Raw genomic sequence first — 17332 nt, forward strand, 5'->3', positions numbered from 1 at the left:
CGTCGCATCGATCTCCACTTGGCGTTGCTTTCGCTCGCATCCTCCATCATCTGCTTACGCCTTCTTCCTGGGTTTTGTTAGCCGCTCTAAAACGAGGTGCAGCCGTTAGGCGGGCGCAGCCGGTGCCGGCTGCGGCATGCACCCCTCGGACAGTGCGGTTTTCAGCGCTCGGTTTGCACCTGCCCGACGGCTGCTTGCCACGCTTTTAGCCGTGTTAGGCGCGGCGTCGGCCGGCACGTTCGCGGCGCTGGCTAACGCACCGGCAATGCCATCGCATCGCCTTCCACGCAGGCGACCAGGCGCTCGCCTTCGCTCAGTGTCGGCACGATGCCTGCGGTGAACCGCGAGAACGCAGGCAGGATGGTGACGCGTTCGCGCAACCAGAACGCCGGCCAGCGCCGCGACAGCCCCGGCAGCTTGGCCAGTGGATGCAGGTGCCCGCACAGCACGTGGCCCGTTGGATGCGGCAACGGGTCGTGACGCAGCACGAAGGGGCCGTCTTCGACTTGTTCGCCGGCCGCTTCGATGTGCAGATCCGCGCCTGCGAGTGCGCGGTCGTGATTGCCGCGGATGGCGATCACGCGTAACGCGCAATGCTGCTCGCGCCATGCGCTCCAGCGCCGGTGCCAGGCCGCGCGCGGTGCCGGGCCGTGCAGCAGGTCGCCCAGGATCCAGAGCGCCTGGACATCGCGTCGGGCGAGCAACGCATCCAGCCGCTTCAGATCGTGCGCGGTGCCGCCAGCAGGCAGGCCGATGCCGGCGCGACGGAACACATCGGCCTTGCCCAGGTGCAGATCGGCGATCAACAGCGCACGTTGCGCCGGCCGATACAACGCGCGTTCGCCGAGCAATTCCACCGTTTCGCCGGCCAGCTGCAGCTGCACGCTATCGCCCATGTTTACGCTCCAGTTGTTCGGCAGCGCGCAATACGCGCGCCTTCCAGTCTTCGGTACTCAGTTGCCCGCGCACGCGTTCGGCCCATAACGGAAACGACAACGGGGTGAGGCTGCGCGGTTTGCACAGGCGCAACGCGCGGCGCGCGCAATCTTCCAGCGCATGCGCAAGCCGCGCCAGTTCGAGCTGGCCTTCGAACACTTCGCGCTCGGCTTGCGCAAGCAGCAGGTGATCGGGGTCGAAGCGCTGCAACACGTCGTACAGCAAGCCACTGGAGGCCTGCAGCTGGCGCAGGCTGCGCGGCGCCCGCCCAGGCAACGAGGGCGACAACAGTCCGGCCACACGCGCGATCTCGCGAAATTGCCGGCGCGCCAACTCGCCCAGGTTGAGGCTGTCGCGCAGATCCTCGAACAGGTTCACCGGCGACAACAAGGTCTGCAGCACATCGGCATCGATCTCGACGTCCTGCGCCGGCGACAGCACAAAGCCATAGTCGTTGGCAGCGAAGCTGAAGGTATTGCGTTGGCGTCGGCCCCAACGTGCCGCTAGCAGCGCCGCCAGGCCTTCGTTGACCTGCCGGCCGGCGAACGGATACACGAAGACATGCCGGCCATCGCGCGCCTTGATGCTTTCCACCAGCAGATGGTCCGGCCCCGGCAACGATGAGAGCGACGCCTGCAGCTGCAGCAACGGCGCCAGCGCCTGCATTTCCGGCGCATCGCCAGGGTCGGCGAACACCGCCTCCACCTCGCGGCCCAGGGCCGACGACAACGGCATGCGCCCGCCCATCCATTTCGGCACCACGCCGCTGCCACCCTTGGCCACGCGCACGTAGGCGGTCATGTCTTCCAGGCGCACCAGCTCCAGCAAGCGGCCGGCGAACTGGAAGCGATCTCCGCGGCGCAGGCGGCCGACGAATTGTTCTTCCACCGCGCCCAGCCGCCCGCCGCGCAGGAACTGCACGCGCACGCTGCCGTCGCTGGTGATCGTGCCGATGGACAGCCGATGCCGGAGCGCGACGCGCCGGTCGATCACGCGGTACATGCCGTCGTCGTCGCGAACCACCTTGTGGAAATCCGGGTAATGCGCCAGCGCGCTACCCCCTTGCACGATGAAATCCAGCACCGCGTTCCAGGTGGTTTTTTCCAGCGCAGCGAAGGCATCGGTGCCGCGCACTTCGTCGAACAACGCATCGGCGTGAAAGCCGCCGCCGAGGGCGAGCGTGACGCAGTGCTGCGCCAGCACGTCCAGCGATAGCCGCGGCGGAGGACGCGCTTCGATATGGCCATGCACCAGCGCGCGGCGTGCCGCAGCGTATTCCACCAGTTCCAGCGCATGCGAAGGCACGCACACCACGTGCCCGGATTCGCCGGGGCGGTGGCGCGCGCGCCCGGCGCGTTGCAGCAGCCGCGCGATGCCTTTCGGGCTGCCGACCTGCAACACCTGATCCACGGCCGGGAAATCCACGCCCAGATCCAGGCTGGAGGTGGCCACCACGCAGCGCAGGCTGCCGTCGGCCAGCCCGCGTTCGGCGGCCGCGCGTAACGCTGGATCCAGCGAGCCGTGATGCAGCGCCAGCGTGGCCAGATCCTCCGGCCACACCGCACTCAAGCCTTGATGCCACAACTCGGCCTGCGCACGCGTGTTGGTGAACACCAGGCTGGTGCGCTGCTGCATGATCTTCTGCAGCACGCGCGCCAGTTGCGCCAGGCCAAGATGGCCCGCCCACGGAAACCGCTCGCCACTTTGCGGCAGCAGGGTTTCCAGGGTCATCGTGCGCGGTTTGACGCCGGAGACCAGCGCCGCCTCGGGGCGATGCGGCAACAGCACATCGCGTGCCTGCGACAAATTGCCCAGCGTTGCCGACAGCCCCCAGATGCGCAGTTGCGGCGTCCATCCGCGCAGGCGCGCAAGACACAGCTGCAGCAGCACGCCACGCTTGTTGCCGAGCAACTCGTGCCACTCGTCGACGATCACGCAGCGCAGCGCCGACAGCTGCGGCGCGGTATCCGGATACGACAACAGCAACGCCAGCGATTCGGGCGTGGTGACCAGCACATCGAGCTTGCCGCTGCGTGCCAGGCGCTTGTCACGTGCGCTGGCATCGCCGGTACGCAAGCCCACCTGCCAATCCAGCCCCAGCGCATCCACCGGCTCGCGCAGTGCGCGCGCGGTGTCGGCGGCCAGTGCGCGCAATGGCGTGATCCACAGCACCTGCAGATTGCGTTGTTGCTGGCGGCGCGCAGGCGAAGCGGGCTTGCCCGGCTTGATCGGTGATTTGCGCCCGCGCGCGGCCAATGCGTCCAGCAACGGTCCGCCGAAGGCTGCCAGTGTCTTGCCGCTGCCAGTGGGGGTATGCAGCAAGCCGGACTCGCCCGCGAGATAGCGCTTCCACACATCGCGTTGAAACGGCAATGGCGCCCAGCCGCGCTGCGCGAACCAGGCACGCCATTGTTGCAAGGGCGTGCCGCGTGTCTGCGCCGCAGCACTCACCGTGCCAGCGCCTGCAGGCTGCTCAGGTGATCGGCCTCGCGCATCGGCTTGTCCTGCCGCCAGCGCAGGATGCGCGGGAAGCGCACCGCAATGCCGGACTTGTGCCGCGCGCTGCGGTTCACCGCTTCGAACCCCAGTTCGAACACATGCTGCGCGGTGACTGCACGCACCGGGCCGAAGCGTTCGGTGGTGTTGGCGCGGATCCAGCGATCCAGTTGCATGATCTCCTTGTCGTCCAGCCCCGAGTAGGCCTTGGCGACCGGCACCAGCTGGCCCTCGTGCCACAGCCCGAAGGTGTAGTCGGTGTACAGCGTGCTGCGGCGGCCATGGCCGGCCTGCGCGTACAGCAGCACCGCATCGATGGTGAGCGGGTCGATCTTCCATTTCCACCAGTCGCCGCGGCGGCGGCCGGATTGGTAGCTCGAACTGGCGCGCTTGAGCATCAGCCCTTCCACGCCGCGCTCGCGCGCATCCAGCCGCAGCTGCGCTGCCGTCTGCCAGCCGCCGACCTGCACCAGCGGCGAGGCGACGATGCGCGGATCGGCAAGCGTGCTCAGCACGCCTTCCAGCAGTGCGCGCCGTTTCTGCAACGGGCGCTCGCGCAAGTCTTCGCCCTCCAACTCGAGCAGATCGTAGGCGACCACGCGCGCCGGCGCCGCCGCCAATGTCTTGGGCCCGGGCTTGAGCCGCTGGATGCGCGTCTGCAAGGCGGTGAACGGCATCGGCAGGGGCTGTTCCGGTTGCCAGGCCAGCAATTCGCCATCGATGACCGTGCCGTCGGGCAACTGCAGCGCGGCCTGTTCGATCTCCGGGAAACGGCCATCCAGGCGCTCCTCGCCACGCGACCACAACGCCGCCTCGCCAGCGCGCCGGATCAGCTGCAGGCGAATGCCGTCCCATTTCCATTCCAGCAACCAGTCATCGACCGCGCCCAACGTCGCCACCTCGGCCTCGAGCGGCGATGCGAGAAAGAACGGGTAGGGCTGCTGGCGATCGCCGGGCAGTTCCTCGGCGGTCAGCAGGGTGGCCAGATAGCCCGGATGCGGCCGCCAGCTGCCGAGCATGCGCTGTGCAATGCGCGCGATCTCGATCCCGGACATCTCCGCCAGCGCCTGCTGCACCAGTCGCTGCGACACTCCCACGCGCAGGGCGCCGGTGAGCAGCTTGTTGAACACCAGGCGCTCGTCGAAGGCCAGGCTGCGCCACGCCTGCACGATGCAGGCCTTGCGCACTTCCACGTCCTGGTTGGCGATCGGCAGCAACCGCTGTTCGATCCACTCGGCCAACGGCAGATCGGTCGCTTCGGTGATCGGGTCGTCCAGCAACAAGGCCAGGGTCTCGGCCAGATCGCCGACATGGTCGTAGCTGTCGGCCACCAGCCAGTCGGCGATGCCGGCGGTGTCGGTGATCCATTCGCGCAGTTCGCCGCTGCTGGCGATGCGCATGCGCGTGCTGGCCACCTTGCCGCCGGCCAGCAGGTACAGCGCCCACGCCGCATCGAACGATGGCGCACTGCGGAAGTACGCGACCAAGGCCGCCCGCTTGTCGAGCGTGCCGGTGCTGCGATCCAGGGTGCGGTACAACGCTGCGAAACGCTTCACGGCAGCGCCTGCGGCATCGTGCGCCGGTCGGCTGCACGCAGCTCCAATGCGCATCGGGTAAACGCAGCGAACGCGCGTGTGCGCCGCTGCGGCTGCGGTGGCCCGATGATGGCTGCGGGCGCGTTGCGATGCACGCAAAACGCCAGCGCGTGCCGACGGAACACGAGTGCACCGCTCAAGCGAATGCGCGGACGTGCGCGAACATACCGACGTGCGGGCAGTGGATTCATTCCTCGGCTCCAAAATCGGTGCGGAAGGCTTCCGCTGCGACGCCGCGTTCCCGTAGGTGCTGGATCAATGCATCGGTGTTGCCATGCGTGGCGATCACACGCCGTGCGCCGGTGTCTTCGATGGTGCGCAGCAGGTCCGGCCAGTCGGCATGATCGGACACCACAAAACCGCGGTCGTAGTTGCGCCGGCGACGATTGCCGCGGATGCGCATCCAGCCCGACGCGAAGCCCTGTTGCGCATGCCGGAAGCGACGGATCCAGGCGCTGCCGGCCGCCGATGGCGGCGCCAGGACCAATTGCCCGGCATAGTCGGCGCCGCGCGCATGCTCGCTGACCGGTTGGGTCTCCAGCATCGGGATGCCGGCCTGGCGATACACCTCCACGCCTACCGCAACCGCGCCATGCAGCAGTGCCGGCTGGGTTTCCCAGGCGCGCAATTCGGCAAGCACGCGTTGCGCCTTGCCCAAGGCATAGCAATACAGAATGGCGGCCTCGCCGCGCTCGGCGCATTCGTGGCGCCAGGCGACGATATCGGCCGCGACATCGGCGGTATCCGGCCAGCGATACACCGGCAGGCCGAAGGTCGCCTCGGTGATGAAGGTGTCGCAGGGCACCACTTCGAACGGCTTGCAGGTGGGGTCGGGCTGGCGCTTGTAATCGCCGGAGGCGACCCAGACTTCGCCATCCACCTCGATGCGCACCTGCGCCGAGCCGAGCACATGCCCGGCCGGATGCAGCGACACCCGCGCGCGTCCCAGCTCGAAGGCTTCACCGTCGGCATGCGTGTGATAGACCTGCTCGCCCAGGCGCCACTGCAGGATCGGCAAGCTCTCGTGCGTGCAGTGGTATTCGCCCATGCCGCTGCGTGCGTGGTCGCCATGCCCATGCGTGATCACCGCACGTGGCACCGGTCGCCAGGGATCGATATGGAAGTCGCCCTGCGGGCAATACAGGCCTTCGGGGCCAAGCACCACCAGATCGCCAAGTTGTCCGTTGCCGTTGCGCATGCGGCAACTCTGGCCAAGCCGGTGTGCAGATCCTGAGAATGGGAATGGCACGCATCGACGCACCACTGCGGCAAGGCCTGCAGATCGCAATCGCCAATCGGGCCATGCGCGATCAAGGCAAGGCCGATGAATCGATCAAGCGCCTGGCGTGGCAGCGAGCTGGCCTTCAATGCAGCACGCATGCCACCAGCTCGCGCCATTGCTCACCGGAATAACCAGTCAGAACTCGGAAATCGAACACCCACGCAGGCGCTGGCCCGCATCATCCGCCGCGATTCCCGATTCCCGATTCCCGATTCCCGATTCCCCGCCCCAACCCCTAATGCCGCGCCCGCCGCCCAGGCGAACGCACCGCAGTCGCCTCCACCGCCAGCGTAAAGCCGCGCGCTTCGCCGCCCTGCATCGCGCCGACGTCCACGACCTGGCGCCGGATCTCCTCGCCCTTGCCGTTACGCACCACCACCACCACGGTGTATTCCCATGGATCGCCATCGGCGGGATGGCGAATGGTGCCGTCGACCTTGAGCGGCACGATCGGTGCCGGCTGTGCGTGCTGCAACGCCGCCGAGTCGAAGCGCAGGTGGTGCTTGCACGCAGGGCAGACGCTGGCGCTTTCCAGGATCGTCGCCTTGCAGTGCGGGCAGCTGCGCGTGGCACCGGGCGTGCCCGGGCGGGGCGCACTCATGTGGCGTCGCTGTCTCCGCTGACCACCGGCTTGGCCGCACCGGCCGGTTTGCCGGTGTCCTCGCCCCAGCCGAAATCGGCCTGGCCGCGCATGCGCGCACCCGAGGCCACGGTCAGGCTGCCGGCCTTGACGTCGCCAACCAGCACGCCGGAGGTCTGCAACTCCACCTGCGCGGCCGATTCGATATTGCCCTCCAGCTCCCCGGCGATGATCACCTTGTTGGCGCGTACGCCGCCATTGAGCTTGGCGCCGCGCTCGATGGTGAGATCGCCCTTGACGTTGACATCGCCCTTGAAGCGCCCGGCCAGGCGCACGTGACCGGCGCCCTCGATCTTGCCTTCGATGCTGATGTCGGCGGCGATCAGCGATTCCTTGGCCTCGCTCTGGCGCTGCGGTGTGGCCGCGGCGGGGACCGGCGGTGCCGGGCTGGCCTCGGCAGTGAACAGCCGCCCATCGGCAGCCGGGACCTCAGGGGCGGCGGGAACGCCGTCTTTCTTGTTGGGACCTTGATCGCGCCACATCGACATCGGACTGCCTCGCTCGGGGGTCAACACCGACTATCGCCGCGCCGACCGATCTTTTGTGTGACGAATTACGCAAACCAACATCGATGGCGCGCGTGCTCAGTCCACCGCGGGCGTGGTGGCGCCATGCCGCTCGACCCGGTTGCGGCCACCGTGCTTGGCGATATACAGGGCCGCATCGGCCTTGTGGATCAGGCTCGCTCCCAGCTCGCCATCGACCGGGAAGCTGGCCACGCCGATCGAGGCCGTCACCCGCGGCAACGAGCGCGGGCCGTCGCTCACCGCCAGGGCCGCGATATGGCCGCGGATGCCCTCGGCCACACGCAGCGCCTCGACGCCATCGGTCTCGGGAAGAATGACCGTGAACTCTTCGCCGCCGTAGCGGCAGGCGACGTCTTCGGCACGCAGCCGGGTCAGCAGCAACTCGCCCAGCGCCGCCAGCAACAGATCGCCGCCGGCGTGGCCCTGGCTGTTGTTGAATTGCTTGAAGTGGTCCACGTCCAGCATCAGCACCGACAAAGGCAGGCCGCGGCGTGCGCAGCGCGCCAATTCGTGGCTGAGCGATTCTTCCAGATAGCGGCGGTTGTACAGCCCGGTCAGCGGGTCGCGAATCGACTGCCGGCGCAGCGATTCGCGCAGGCGCAGATTGCTCAGCGCCAGTGACAGCTGTTCGGCGGCCGCCGCGGCGACTTCCAGGCGCGGCATCGGTCCCGGACCCGGCGAAGACAGGAACAGGAAGCCGAGCTGGGTGCCTTGCGCGGACATCGGCAGGCAGGCGGTGGTGACGGCGCTGCCGTGCTCGGGCGCGCCGATGTGCGCGCACGGCGCATCCCGGCCCAGGTCGTCGACGACGTGCGGTTGTCCACGACGCAGCGCCCAGCATTCTTCGGGCAGCAGATGCGGCGCGCTGTGCACCAGCGGCTCGCCCCAGTGGCTGATCGCCTCGGCGCGATCCTGCGAGGCACGCAACAGGTAGACGCTTCCGGCAACGCCCGGCAGCAGGCTGGCCAGGGTACGGCTGCTGACCACCAATGCTTCCTCAGCACTGATGCAGCTCTGCAGCAGGCCGGTATAACGGCCGAGCAGATTGAGATCGGCGGTACTGCGTTGCAGCGCAACGACGCTGTCGCCCAACTCGCGATTGGCCTGCGCTGCGCGTTTCTCGGCCTGCGAGCGATGCCGCAGTTCGCGCATCAGCAAGGCATAGACGGTGCCGACCACCGCCAGCCCGAACGGGATGCCGGCCAGTGCCAGCACAAGCAGCAAGGCCGCACTCTGCCGGCTGCTTTCGGCGCGTTGGGTCAACAGTTCCTGCTCGCGTTGCACCATGGTCAGCACCTGCTCGCGGATCGCGCTGGTGGTACGGAAGGCGGTCTGCCGGATGTCGGCGCGGGCCGGCTCCAGGCCGTCCTGCGCGTACACGTCGAGCACGTGCTGGATCTGCTGCAGACGCGTTTCCACCAGTCGCCGCAAGGTGTCCAGGTGCTGCAGCTGGGCAGGATTGTCGGCAATCAGGCGACGCAGGTTGCCGAGCAGGATCGGCAGGCGCTCGACGCTGGTCTGGTAGTCGAGCAGATAGGCATCGTTACCGGTCAGCAAAAAGCCGCGCTGCGCCGATTCGGCGTCCAGCACGCGCGCCTGGATCTCGTCGACCCGGCCGATCACCTCATGCGTGTGCGAGACCAGCGCCGCATCGGCCAGCGAGCGGCGCGCACCGACAAAGATGCCGATACCGATGGCGATGAAGATCAGCGCGGAGAACGCCAGCGCCAGCTGGTTGCGGTGGCGCGCAGTGAAGGAAGAGGGCATGGACGGATGCTAGCCTGCCAGCCTCGACAACACGAGGCCACCGTTGGCAGGAAACAGACGCGCCGGCGCAATCGGGCCGGCGCGTGGTCTGCAACTGCCGATGCAGTCACACGGTCGATCAGTGCTGTGGATGTTCGGCGTCGTGCCTGTCGGCGTTCTGCTCGGCCTTGTTGGCCATCTCGCGGGTCTTGTCGGCAGTGGCGTCTGCGGCATTGGCGGTCGCGCGGCTCGCATCGGCGGCCAGTTCGCGTGCTGCCACGCGGGCATCGGCGGTGGCCGCCTTGGCCTGCACGGCGGCGCGATCGGCAGCTTGTTCGGTCGCGGCCGCGGCGTGCTTGGCAGCGGAGGCGGCATCGCGTTGCGCCTGCTCGGCGTCTGGGCCCTGGCAAGCGGCGAGGGTGAGAGCGGCGATGGCGCTCAACGACAGCATGCGGATCGTCTTCATGTGTGGTCCTGTTCCTGTTCCGGTGTTGGAACGCGGAGCATATGCACGGGCCGATGCAGCCGGCGTCAATGTGCGGATGGCCATTCAGCCAGTGGGTGGCGTGCACCGCAGACGTCGCGACAGGGCACCGGTTGGATCCGGTGACGGCAATGCTGGCCAGGCGCCGCTAAATCGCAGGCAAAGAAAAAGCCGCTGGAAACCAGCGGCTTTCTCAGAACGCGCTTGGAGCTAAGAAGTGATTACTTCTTGGCTTCTTCGGCGGTGTCCTTGGCAGCTTCGGCGGTGTTTTCAGCCGTCTTGGCAGCGTCGGCAGCCTGCTCGGCAGCAGCATCGGTGGCGGCGCCGGAAGCAGCCTGGGCAGCGTCAGCAGCGGTGTCAGCCGAAGCAGCGGCGGTGTTGGCAGCAGCCTGAGCGGCGTCGGCCGACTGCGAGCCCGAGGCAGCAGCCTGGTCAGCAGCGGTCTGAGCGTCGGCAGCAGCTTCGTTAGCCGAAGCAGCAGCGTCCTGAGCCTGTTCCGGCTTCGAGCAAGCGGTCAGGGCCAGGCCCAGAGCCATTGCGATCAGCAGCTTGTTAATGGTCATTGTTTCAATCCTCGTCGTTAGATTAGGCAACGCGCTATTGCGCGCCCCCGACATGATGACGGTCCAAAGACCAGTGTCAAGCGTGCGCGCATTCAGTTTTGCAAAATCGCCGTTAAAAACAATTAAATCAATTCGATAGCGATGGCAGTCGCCTCGCCGCCGCCGATGCACAGGGTTGAGATTCCGCGCTTGCCACCGCGCGTGCGCAACGCATTCACCAATGTCACCACCAGGCGGGCACCGGAGGCGCCGATTGGATGCCCCAAAGCGCAGGCGCCGCCGTTGACGTTGACCTTGTCGTGCGAAATGCCCAGCTCGGCGATCGGCGTCATCGCCACCACCGCGAAGGCTTCGTTGATTTCGAACAGATCCACCTCGTCCAGTTGCCAGCCGATCTTGCCGATCAACTTCTGGATGGCAGCGACCGGCGCGGTGGTGAACCACTCAGGTTCCTGCGAGTGGGTGACATGCCCCACGATGCGCGCCAACGCTGCGATGCCGCGACGTTGCGCCTCGTCTGCGCGCATCAGCACGGTGATCGCCGCGCCATCGGAGATGCTCGACGAGCTGGCGGCGGTGACGCTGCCGTCCTTCTTGAAGGCCGGCTTCAGGGTCGGGATCCTGGCGATGTCGGATTTGCCCGGTTGCTCGTCGCTGTCGACGACCACCTCGCCCTTGCGCGTGGCCACGGTGACCGGAACGATTTCATCGGCGAACGCACCGCTGCGCTGGGCAGCCTGCGCGCGTTCGACCGAGGCGATCGCAAACGCATCCTGATCGGCGCGGCTGAAACCGAACTTTTCGGCGGTGGCCTCGCCGAACACGCCCATCGCCTGGCCGTCGTAGGGGTTGGTCAGACCATCCCAGGCCATGTGGTCGACCGCCTGGAAATTGCCGTAGCGGTTGCCGGTGCGCGAATTGGGCAGCAGATGCGGTGCATTGCTCATCGACTCCATGCCGCCGGCGACCACGATGCTGGCCGAGCCGGCCTTGATCAGATCGTGTCCGAACATGATCGCCTTCATGCCCGAGCCGCACACCTTGTTGATGGTGGTGGCGCCGGTGGCGGTGGGGATGCCTGCGGCAATCGCCGCCTGACGCGCGGGCGCCTGGCCCAGGTTGGCCGGCAGCACGCAGCCGACGATGACTTCTGAAATGTCGGCCGGCGCGAGGCCGGATTGCGCCAGCGCGCCGCGGATCGCAGTGGCGGCGAGCGTCGGCGCCGGCACACCGTTGAATTGACCAAGGAACGAGCCGATGGCAGTGCGTTTGGCAGCAACGATGACGATGTCGGACATGAAGGAGATACCGTTTAAAGTGAAACGATTATCTGCCTCATGCGCGGTTCGCGCCAGCACGCTCCCGGCGCTGCGACATTCGCTACGCAACCGGCTGCGACAGCCGTGTGAGGATGCAGTATAAAGATGGCGTTCGGGCCCGGGTTTGGGGCCTCTCCATGGAATGGGTTCGGGGAAACATCCAAATGAACAAGACAGACGTCGCCAGGACTGTCCTGGCCTCGGCGTTGGCCGTGGCATTGACCGCGTGTGGCGGCGGTGGTGGGGGCGGTGGTATTCGTCCGAGCACACCGACGGCACCGCCACCGACGTCGCCACCGCCACCACCGCCGCCGACTTCACCGCCGCCGCCTCCGCCGCCGGTGGTCGCACCGCCGACGACGCCGGAACCGGCATTCGACGCACATCTGGCACTGACCAACGCACGCGCTGCGCAGGCATTGGGATTCACCGGTGCGGGCTATCGCATCGGCGTGATCGATACCGGCATCAATCCCACTCATCCGGCCTTGCAGGGACGGGTCAGCGACAGCTTCATCTATGTGGATCCGCGCACCAACAATGTTGCTGTGGGCGACGTGGTGGGCCACGGCACGGTGGTCGCACAGCTGGCAGCCGGGCGCGCAGTGGGCCTGTGGCCGGGCGGCATCGCCAGCAGCGCCGGCCTGGTGTCGGCACGCATCATCAGCGACCAGGCGCCGGACGATGACGGCAGCGGTCAAGGCAACGAGGTCGACGGCCCGCTTGGCCTGGGTCCGGTGCATGCGGATCTGATCAGCGCAGGCGTGCGCATCATGAACAATTCCTGGGGCGGGCTGTATTGGAACGACCCGGCGGTGACCAACCAGATTGCGCAGGAATACCGGCCGTTCGTCATCGGCAACGATGGGCTGGTGGTGTTCGCGTCGGGTAACGAATCCCGATCGCAACCCTCCGATACCGCCGCGCTGCCCAGCCAGCCGGGCCCGAACGTCACGCTGCCGGCCGCCGATCTGGAGCGCGGCTGGCTGGTCGTCGCTGCGCTGGATACCGCCAATCCCACGCAGCTGGCCTCGTACTCCAATGCCTGTGGCGTGGCGATGCGCTATTGCCTGGTGGCGCCGGGCACCTCGATGTTCCTCGACCCCGATGCGACCGCCAGCAATATTCGCTACTTCTACGGCAGCGGCACCTCGTTTGCGGCGCCGTTGGTCTCCGGTGCGGCTGCGCTGGTGTGGCAGGCGTTTCCGTACTTCAGCAACGACCTGGTGCGGCAGACGCTATTGGGAACGGCCACCGATCTGGGCGCGACCGGCGTCGACCCGACCTTCGGCTACGGCCTGCTCAATGTCGGCAAGGCGGTGCTGGGGCCGGCGCGCTTCGATTGGGGCACGGTGAATGTCACCGTCGATGAGTTGCGCTCGACATGGGCAAACGACATCAGCGGTAGTGGCGGTTTGAGCAAGAGCGGTTCCGGGACGCTGATACTGAGCAGCACCAACAACACATTCACCGGCGATACCCAGGTGCTGGACGGCACCTTGCAGACGGCCAGTCTGCAGAGCGCGCGCGTCGACATCTTCAATGGTGCGACGTTGATCGGTGCGGGCAGGATCGGCGGACGCGTCGATAACGCCGGCACCCTGCAGGTCAACAGTGCGACGCTGTCGATCGCGGGCAATTACACGCAGGCCAGCAACGGTCGCCTCGCCTTGAACGTGGGCGACCGGGTGAACGTGACCGGGACCGCGACGATTGCAGGTGATCTGCAAGTGCTCGGCCGCCGCGATTACGTGGTCGACAACGCGACCTACACGCTGTTGCAAGCCAGCAGCGGGTTGCAGGGCACGTTCGACACGCTCAGCCGCGGCGCGGCCGTGACCTTCCTGGATGCCTCGCTGACGTACGACAGCAATACGGCTTACCTTGCCTTGCGCAGCTTGAATGCCACCGCCGTCGCCGCCACGCTGGGTATGACCGGCACGGCAGCGATGGATTCGGCAATCCGCGTCGAGCAGGCGTTCCAGCAGGTGGATGCGCAGCAACTGCAGGGCACTGCCGGCATCAGCAGCGGGTTTATCCGCGCCGCAGCGGCGTTGCAGCAGTCGCCGGATGCCAAGGCTGCCGCCGATTCGCTGCGCAGTCTGTCCGGGCGTGCGCATGCCGCGTCGGCAGCGATGACCTTCGACACCATCGATCTGGGCAGGCGTGCGTTGGCCGCGCATTTCGATGGGGTGTCGCAGCAGCCGCGCATGCTGGGCGTCTGGCAACGCGCGCTCGGTGGGCCGGGTGAGGGTGGCGTGACTACCGCAGGATTCGCCACCTCCGGCTGGATGATGGGCAACGACCTGCGCCTGGCGTCGGGCGCAGTCACCGGCTTTGCCTTCGGCGAAACGCGCTCCAACAGCCTGGGCGATCTGGACGGCGCACGCGGGCGCGATCGGCAGGTGCAGGGGCAGCTGTACTGGGGCACCACACTCGGCTCGGCGTACACGCTGAGCCAGTTGGGTTTCGGCAACGTCAACCGGCAGATCGAGCGCAGCCTGCAGTTGGGCGAAGACCGCAGCAGTGCCTTCAGCGACTACAGCGGCAGTTACCTCAGCGGCAACCTGGAAACCGGGTACCGCCTGGGTGGCTGGCGCGCCAGCCTGACGCCCTACATGGGACTGGATTACGTGCGTCTGCGCAGCGAGGGATTCCGCGAAAGCGGTGGCGACGGCTTCGGCTTCCGTGCCGATGCCAGCACCTCCTCGCGCACCCAGGTGCTGGCCGGCCTGCGTTCGGCCTATCGGTGGCGCGGCGTGCAGCTCGGCGGTTATGCCGAATGGCAGCAGGCATTGAGCAGCGAAGGCCTGACGCTGGATGCCAGCTTCGTCGGCGTGGATGCGTGGGCGCCGTTGCGCGGCATGCAGCCGGCGCGCTCGGGTGGTCTGTTCGGCATCACCGCGGCCGCGCCGTTGGGGCCGCAGAGCCAGTTGCGCTTCGGTTACGACCAGCGGGTGGGCGAGCGCGGCGACGATCGCGCGCTGAGCCTGCGCTACAGCGCCGATTTCTGATCGGCGTTGCAGGTCTGATCGGTCGCGTTTGATCGGTGCGTCGCCTGTCCAGGCAACGTGCCTGGACAGATGGGTCACTCGCCGCGCAGCTTGTGCAAAAAGCGCGGCGCGGTGCGGCCCAGCGGCAGTTTGAGCTTGCTGATGGCCTCGATGCGCGCCTCGGCAATCTGGTCGGCCGCCTGCTGCGGCGCCACGCCCAACCGGGAGGACAGGTCGAACACCTTTTCCAGGTTGTGATAGATGCTGCGGATCAGGCGCATCGCGCGTTCGCGGTTGTAGCCGTCGATCTCCAGCGACACGTTCATCACGCCGCCGGCATTGACCACGTAATCGGGCGCATACAGGATGCCGCGCCTGTGCAGCTCTTCGCCGATGGCGGCACTGGCGAGCTGGTTGTTGGCGGTGCCGCAGATGATCTTGGCCTTCAGCCGCGGCAGCGTGTCTTCGTTGATCGCCCCTTCCAGCGCGCAGGGTGCGAATACATCGGCCGGCACCTGGTAGATCTCCTCGATGCTGACCGCTTCGGCACCGTATTCGGCCACCGCTCGATCCACCAGCGCCGGGTTCAGATCGGCCACATAGAGTTTGGCGCCGCGTTCCTTGAGCAGCTTCACCAGCTCCATGCCGATATGGCCCAGGCCCTGGATCGCGATGCTGGTCTTGCCGACTTCCTCGTGGCCGAGCCTGCGATTGAGCGAGGCCATCAACGCCTGCAAGGCACCATAGGCGGTGAACGGGGCCGGATCGCCGGAGCCGCGATGCACCTGGTGCACGCCGGTGACGTACTCGCTCTCCAGGTAGATCTGTTCCATGTCGTTGACGTCGGTGCCGACGTCTTCGGAGGTGATGTAGCGCCCGCCCAGGGTATCGACAAAACGGCCGAAGGCGCGGAACAGCGCCTCGCTCTTGTCGCTCCTGGGGTCGCCGATGATCACCGCCTTGCCGCCGCCGACATTCAATCCCGCCAGCGCGTTCTTGTAGGTCATGGTGCGGCTGAGCCGCAGTGCATCGTCCAGCGCCGCCTCGCTATTGGAGTAGGGGCGCATGCGCACGCCACCCAGCGCAGGCCCGAGACGGGTGCTGTGCAACGCGATGATCGCCTTCAGGCCGGCGTCGCGGTTGTGACAGAAAATCACCTGCTCGTGGCCGGTGGTGTCGAGGGTTTCGAAAAGCATCGAAGGCTCCGCGGGGCTGCGTGATGTGCCTTCCCTGAGGCCGGGCCGGAACCCGTGCAATGGGAAACAAAAACGCGACGTCTGCAGACCCTGTCCGATCACGTCGCGCTGCAACATTTTAAACCACGTCGGCGGGGGCTAGTGTATGAATCTGTTCACCAATGCCGATAGCGCTGCTGCCGGAACCACAGCGTTCCCAGCCATTTGCTCCCTGCGCTGACCGGCAGGCCGGCGTGCAGCGAGTCGGGGTCGGGGCGGCCATCGGCATGCAGATTGTCGAAGCACACCACCGACCCGGCACGTGGGCGCACGCGTACGCCCACGACCGGGAAGTCGGTGTCGCCACCCGCGTCGACGTCGTTGAGGTAGACACAGGCGGTGCGCAGGCGATTGCCGGCAGTGGGGCGGTCGGCCGCGATCGTGCCGGGCGGCAGGTAGTCGCGATGCGCGCGGTACTGCTCACCCGGCGCGTAGCACAGCACCGATAGCGCTTCGGCATGGGTCAGCGGCAGCTGCGCACAGGCCGCCACGCGCGCCTGCGCCGCACGCGCGGCAAAGTCTTCGAGGATGGGGTCCAGGGTGGCGCCGCGGCTGGTGCGGATCGGCGCGCGGCGCGTGCTCGCATCGTCGGGGTCGACCACCTCGGAGGCGCGCAGGTGCGGCCGCGCCAGCAACATCAACAGGCGGCACTCGTCAGCAGACAGCACGCCGCAGACTTCTTCGATCATGGGCGCGTCGTGGCGGCGCGTTGCGACATGTCGGGCAGCGAAACGGATGCGGGGATCGTCGCCGAGCGGATCCGGCGGCGTGATCCGCACGGCAGGCGCCGCGGCGATACCCAGCGGCTGCAATTGCCGCGGCAGCTGCGCCGCAGCGTCGGGTTGCGGCGGGACGCCTTCGCCACGCAGCAGACGCTCGGCCAATAGCGCGGCAGCCAGTGCGTCACCGGCTGCGGCGGCGCGCTCCAGCAAGGCAACGCAGCTGCGTTGCTGCGCGGGGTGATCGATCCGGCCGTGCTGGATGGCCAGCGCGCGCAGCGCAGGCGGGTAGTTGGCTGCGGCCGCTGCATGCAAGCGGGATTGCGCCTGCGTGTCGAGCATCAACGGGGCGTCGGTGATGGCCACGGTCGCCAACAGGTAGCGCGCTGCCGCAACATCCTGGCGCTCGGCGTGTTGCCAGTGCTCCTGCGCACGGGCCAGGTCCACCTCGCAACCCACACCGTAGGCCAGCATGCGGCCGGCTTCGATTTGCGCGCCGGCATCGCCTGCGGCCGCACTGCGCGTGTACCACGCCAGCGCCTGCTCGGGCTGCCCGGTACGCACCAATGCATGTGCCAGCGCCGTCATTGCCGCGGGTTGGGCGGTCTGTGCGGCCTGGGTGAGCTGCTGGAGGGACGGTGCCTGCATGGAGGCATTCTAGGAGAGGCCGGCAACCCTGTCGTGCCTGATCCCAGGCGGGCGCCGCTGCGGTCCGCGTAGGCCGACGGCAGCCTCGCCGAGATCAATGCAGGTCGTGCGTCCCCGGCGACCACCGGTCGCCCTGGACCGGTGGTCGC

Annotated in this window: 14 protein-coding genes; 1 reads left to right on the forward strand and 13 read right to left on the reverse strand. The window is 67.4% G+C overall.

Annotated features, from left to right (window positions below):
- Positions 1-251: 251 nt before the first annotated feature.
- The 11 genes from pdeM to XarbCFBP7408_RS03430 all read right to left on the reverse strand — a co-directional run bounded on the left by pdeM (position 252) and on the right by XarbCFBP7408_RS03430 (position 11567).
- The gene (pdeM, locus tag XarbCFBP7408_RS03375) at positions 252-896 is read right to left on the reverse strand and encodes a ligase-associated DNA damage response endonuclease PdeM (protein ID WP_104561393.1); all 645 of its coding nucleotides are present in this window, start codon (positions 894-896) and stop codon (positions 252-254) included.
- Positions 886-3387 (reverse strand): ligase-associated DNA damage response DEXH box helicase, encoded by a 2502-nt coding sequence (locus tag XarbCFBP7408_RS03380; protein WP_104561395.1) that lies wholly within the window; start codon positions 3385-3387, stop codon positions 886-888. Before XarbCFBP7408_RS03380 ends, pdeM begins: the two co-directional genes overlap by 11 nt.
- Entirely contained in the window at positions 3384-4988 is a 1605-nt protein-coding gene (locus tag XarbCFBP7408_RS03385; protein WP_104561397.1) for an ATP-dependent DNA ligase, read from the reverse strand. Before XarbCFBP7408_RS03385 ends, XarbCFBP7408_RS03380 begins: the two co-directional genes overlap by 4 nt.
- Positions 4985-5218 carry a hypothetical protein gene (locus XarbCFBP7408_RS03390; RefSeq protein WP_104561399.1) on the reverse strand — a complete coding sequence of 78 codons (234 nt, stop codon included), beginning with the start codon at positions 5216-5218 and terminating at the stop codon, positions 4985-4987. Before XarbCFBP7408_RS03390 ends, XarbCFBP7408_RS03385 begins: the two co-directional genes overlap by 4 nt.
- Positions 5215-6225, reverse strand: coding sequence for a ligase-associated DNA damage response exonuclease (locus tag XarbCFBP7408_RS03395; protein ID WP_104561401.1), 1011 nt, complete (start codon positions 6223-6225; stop codon positions 5215-5217). Before XarbCFBP7408_RS03395 ends, XarbCFBP7408_RS03390 begins: the two co-directional genes overlap by 4 nt.
- A gap of 319 nt (positions 6226-6544) precedes the next feature.
- The gene (locus tag XarbCFBP7408_RS03400) at positions 6545-6910 is read right to left on the reverse strand and encodes a hypothetical protein (RefSeq protein ID WP_104561403.1); all 366 of its coding nucleotides are present in this window, start codon (positions 6908-6910) and stop codon (positions 6545-6547) included.
- Positions 6907-7437, reverse strand: coding sequence for a bactofilin family protein (locus XarbCFBP7408_RS03405; protein WP_104561405.1), 531 nt, complete (start codon positions 7435-7437; stop codon positions 6907-6909). The genes XarbCFBP7408_RS03400 and XarbCFBP7408_RS03405 overlap by 4 nt, the downstream gene beginning before the upstream one ends.
- Positions 7438-7533: 96 nt before the next feature.
- Positions 7534-9243, reverse strand: a complete 1710-nt coding sequence (locus XarbCFBP7408_RS03410) for a diguanylate cyclase (protein WP_104561407.1) — start codon at positions 9241-9243, stop codon at positions 7534-7536.
- 118 nt (positions 9244-9361) lie between these two features.
- The gene (locus XarbCFBP7408_RS03415; RefSeq protein WP_104561409.1) at positions 9362-9688 is read right to left on the reverse strand and encodes a hypothetical protein; all 327 of its coding nucleotides are present in this window, start codon (positions 9686-9688) and stop codon (positions 9362-9364) included.
- A gap of 239 nt (positions 9689-9927) precedes the next feature.
- Positions 9928-10269, reverse strand: a complete 342-nt coding sequence (locus tag XarbCFBP7408_RS03425; RefSeq protein ID WP_016904096.1) for a hypothetical protein — start codon at positions 10267-10269, stop codon at positions 9928-9930.
- Positions 10270-10391: 122 nt separating this feature from the next.
- A complete protein-coding gene (locus tag XarbCFBP7408_RS03430) occupies positions 10392-11567 on the reverse strand; it encodes a thiolase family protein (RefSeq protein ID WP_104561413.1) in 1176 nt (391 codons plus the stop codon).
- 185 nt (positions 11568-11752) lie between these two features.
- Between XarbCFBP7408_RS03430 and XarbCFBP7408_RS03435 the strand changes: the two genes are divergently transcribed.
- Positions 11753-14602, forward strand: coding sequence for an autotransporter serine protease (locus tag XarbCFBP7408_RS03435; RefSeq protein WP_104561415.1), 2850 nt, complete (start codon positions 11753-11755; stop codon positions 14600-14602).
- A gap of 74 nt (positions 14603-14676) precedes the next feature.
- Here the strand turns inward: XarbCFBP7408_RS03435 and XarbCFBP7408_RS03440 are convergent, their stop codons facing one another.
- Together XarbCFBP7408_RS03440 and XarbCFBP7408_RS22660 are read right to left on the reverse strand one after the other, a co-directional pair.
- Positions 14677-15777 carry a Glu/Leu/Phe/Val dehydrogenase dimerization domain-containing protein gene (locus XarbCFBP7408_RS03440; protein ID WP_104561417.1) on the reverse strand — a complete coding sequence of 367 codons (1101 nt, stop codon included), beginning with the start codon at positions 15775-15777 and terminating at the stop codon, positions 14677-14679.
- 155 nt (positions 15778-15932) lie between these two features.
- Positions 15933-17183 carry a 2OG-Fe(II) oxygenase gene (locus XarbCFBP7408_RS22660; protein WP_181106185.1) on the reverse strand — a complete coding sequence of 417 codons (1251 nt, stop codon included), beginning with the start codon at positions 17181-17183 and terminating at the stop codon, positions 15933-15935.
- Positions 17184-17332 lie beyond the last annotated feature (149 nt).

It is taken from the genome of Xanthomonas arboricola pv. guizotiae (assembly GCF_002940205.1).
Classification (GTDB): Bacteria; Pseudomonadota; Gammaproteobacteria; order Xanthomonadales; family Xanthomonadaceae; genus Xanthomonas; species Xanthomonas arboricola_C.

Excerpts from the sequence above, each read along its gene's own strand:
- XarbCFBP7408_RS03440 (WP_104561417.1), bottom strand. The coding sequence starts at position 15,777 with ATGCTTTTCGAAACCCTCGACACCACCGGCCACGAGCAGGTGATTTTC.
- XarbCFBP7408_RS03395 (WP_104561401.1), bottom strand. The coding sequence starts at position 6,225 with ATGCGCAACGGCAACGGACAACTTGGCGATCTGGTGGTGCTTGGCCCC.
- XarbCFBP7408_RS03400 (WP_104561403.1), bottom strand. The coding sequence starts at position 6,910 with ATGAGTGCGCCCCGCCCGGGCACGCCCGGTGCCACGCGCAGCTGCCCG.
- XarbCFBP7408_RS22660 (WP_181106185.1), bottom strand. The coding sequence starts at position 17,183 with ATGCAGGCACCGTCCCTCCAGCAGCTCACCCAGGCCGCACAGACCGCC.
- XarbCFBP7408_RS03435 (WP_104561415.1), top strand. The coding sequence starts at position 11,753 with ATGAACAAGACAGACGTCGCCAGGACTGTCCTGGCCTCGGCGTTGGCC.
- XarbCFBP7408_RS03430 (WP_104561413.1), bottom strand. The coding sequence starts at position 11,567 with ATGTCCGACATCGTCATCGTTGCTGCCAAACGCACTGCCATCGGCTCG.
- XarbCFBP7408_RS03390 (WP_104561399.1), bottom strand. The coding sequence starts at position 5,218 with ATGAATCCACTGCCCGCACGTCGGTATGTTCGCGCACGTCCGCGCATT.
- XarbCFBP7408_RS03415 (WP_104561409.1), bottom strand. The coding sequence starts at position 9,688 with ATGAAGACGATCCGCATGCTGTCGTTGAGCGCCATCGCCGCTCTCACC.
- XarbCFBP7408_RS03410 (WP_104561407.1), bottom strand. The coding sequence starts at position 9,243 with ATGCCCTCTTCCTTCACTGCGCGCCACCGCAACCAGCTGGCGCTGGCG.
- pdeM (WP_104561393.1), bottom strand. The coding sequence starts at position 896 with ATGGGCGATAGCGTGCAGCTGCAGCTGGCCGGCGAAACGGTGGAATTG.
- XarbCFBP7408_RS03425 (WP_016904096.1), bottom strand. The coding sequence starts at position 10,269 with ATGACCATTAACAAGCTGCTGATCGCAATGGCTCTGGGCCTGGCCCTG.
- XarbCFBP7408_RS03405 (WP_104561405.1), bottom strand. The coding sequence starts at position 7,437 with ATGTCGATGTGGCGCGATCAAGGTCCCAACAAGAAAGACGGCGTTCCC.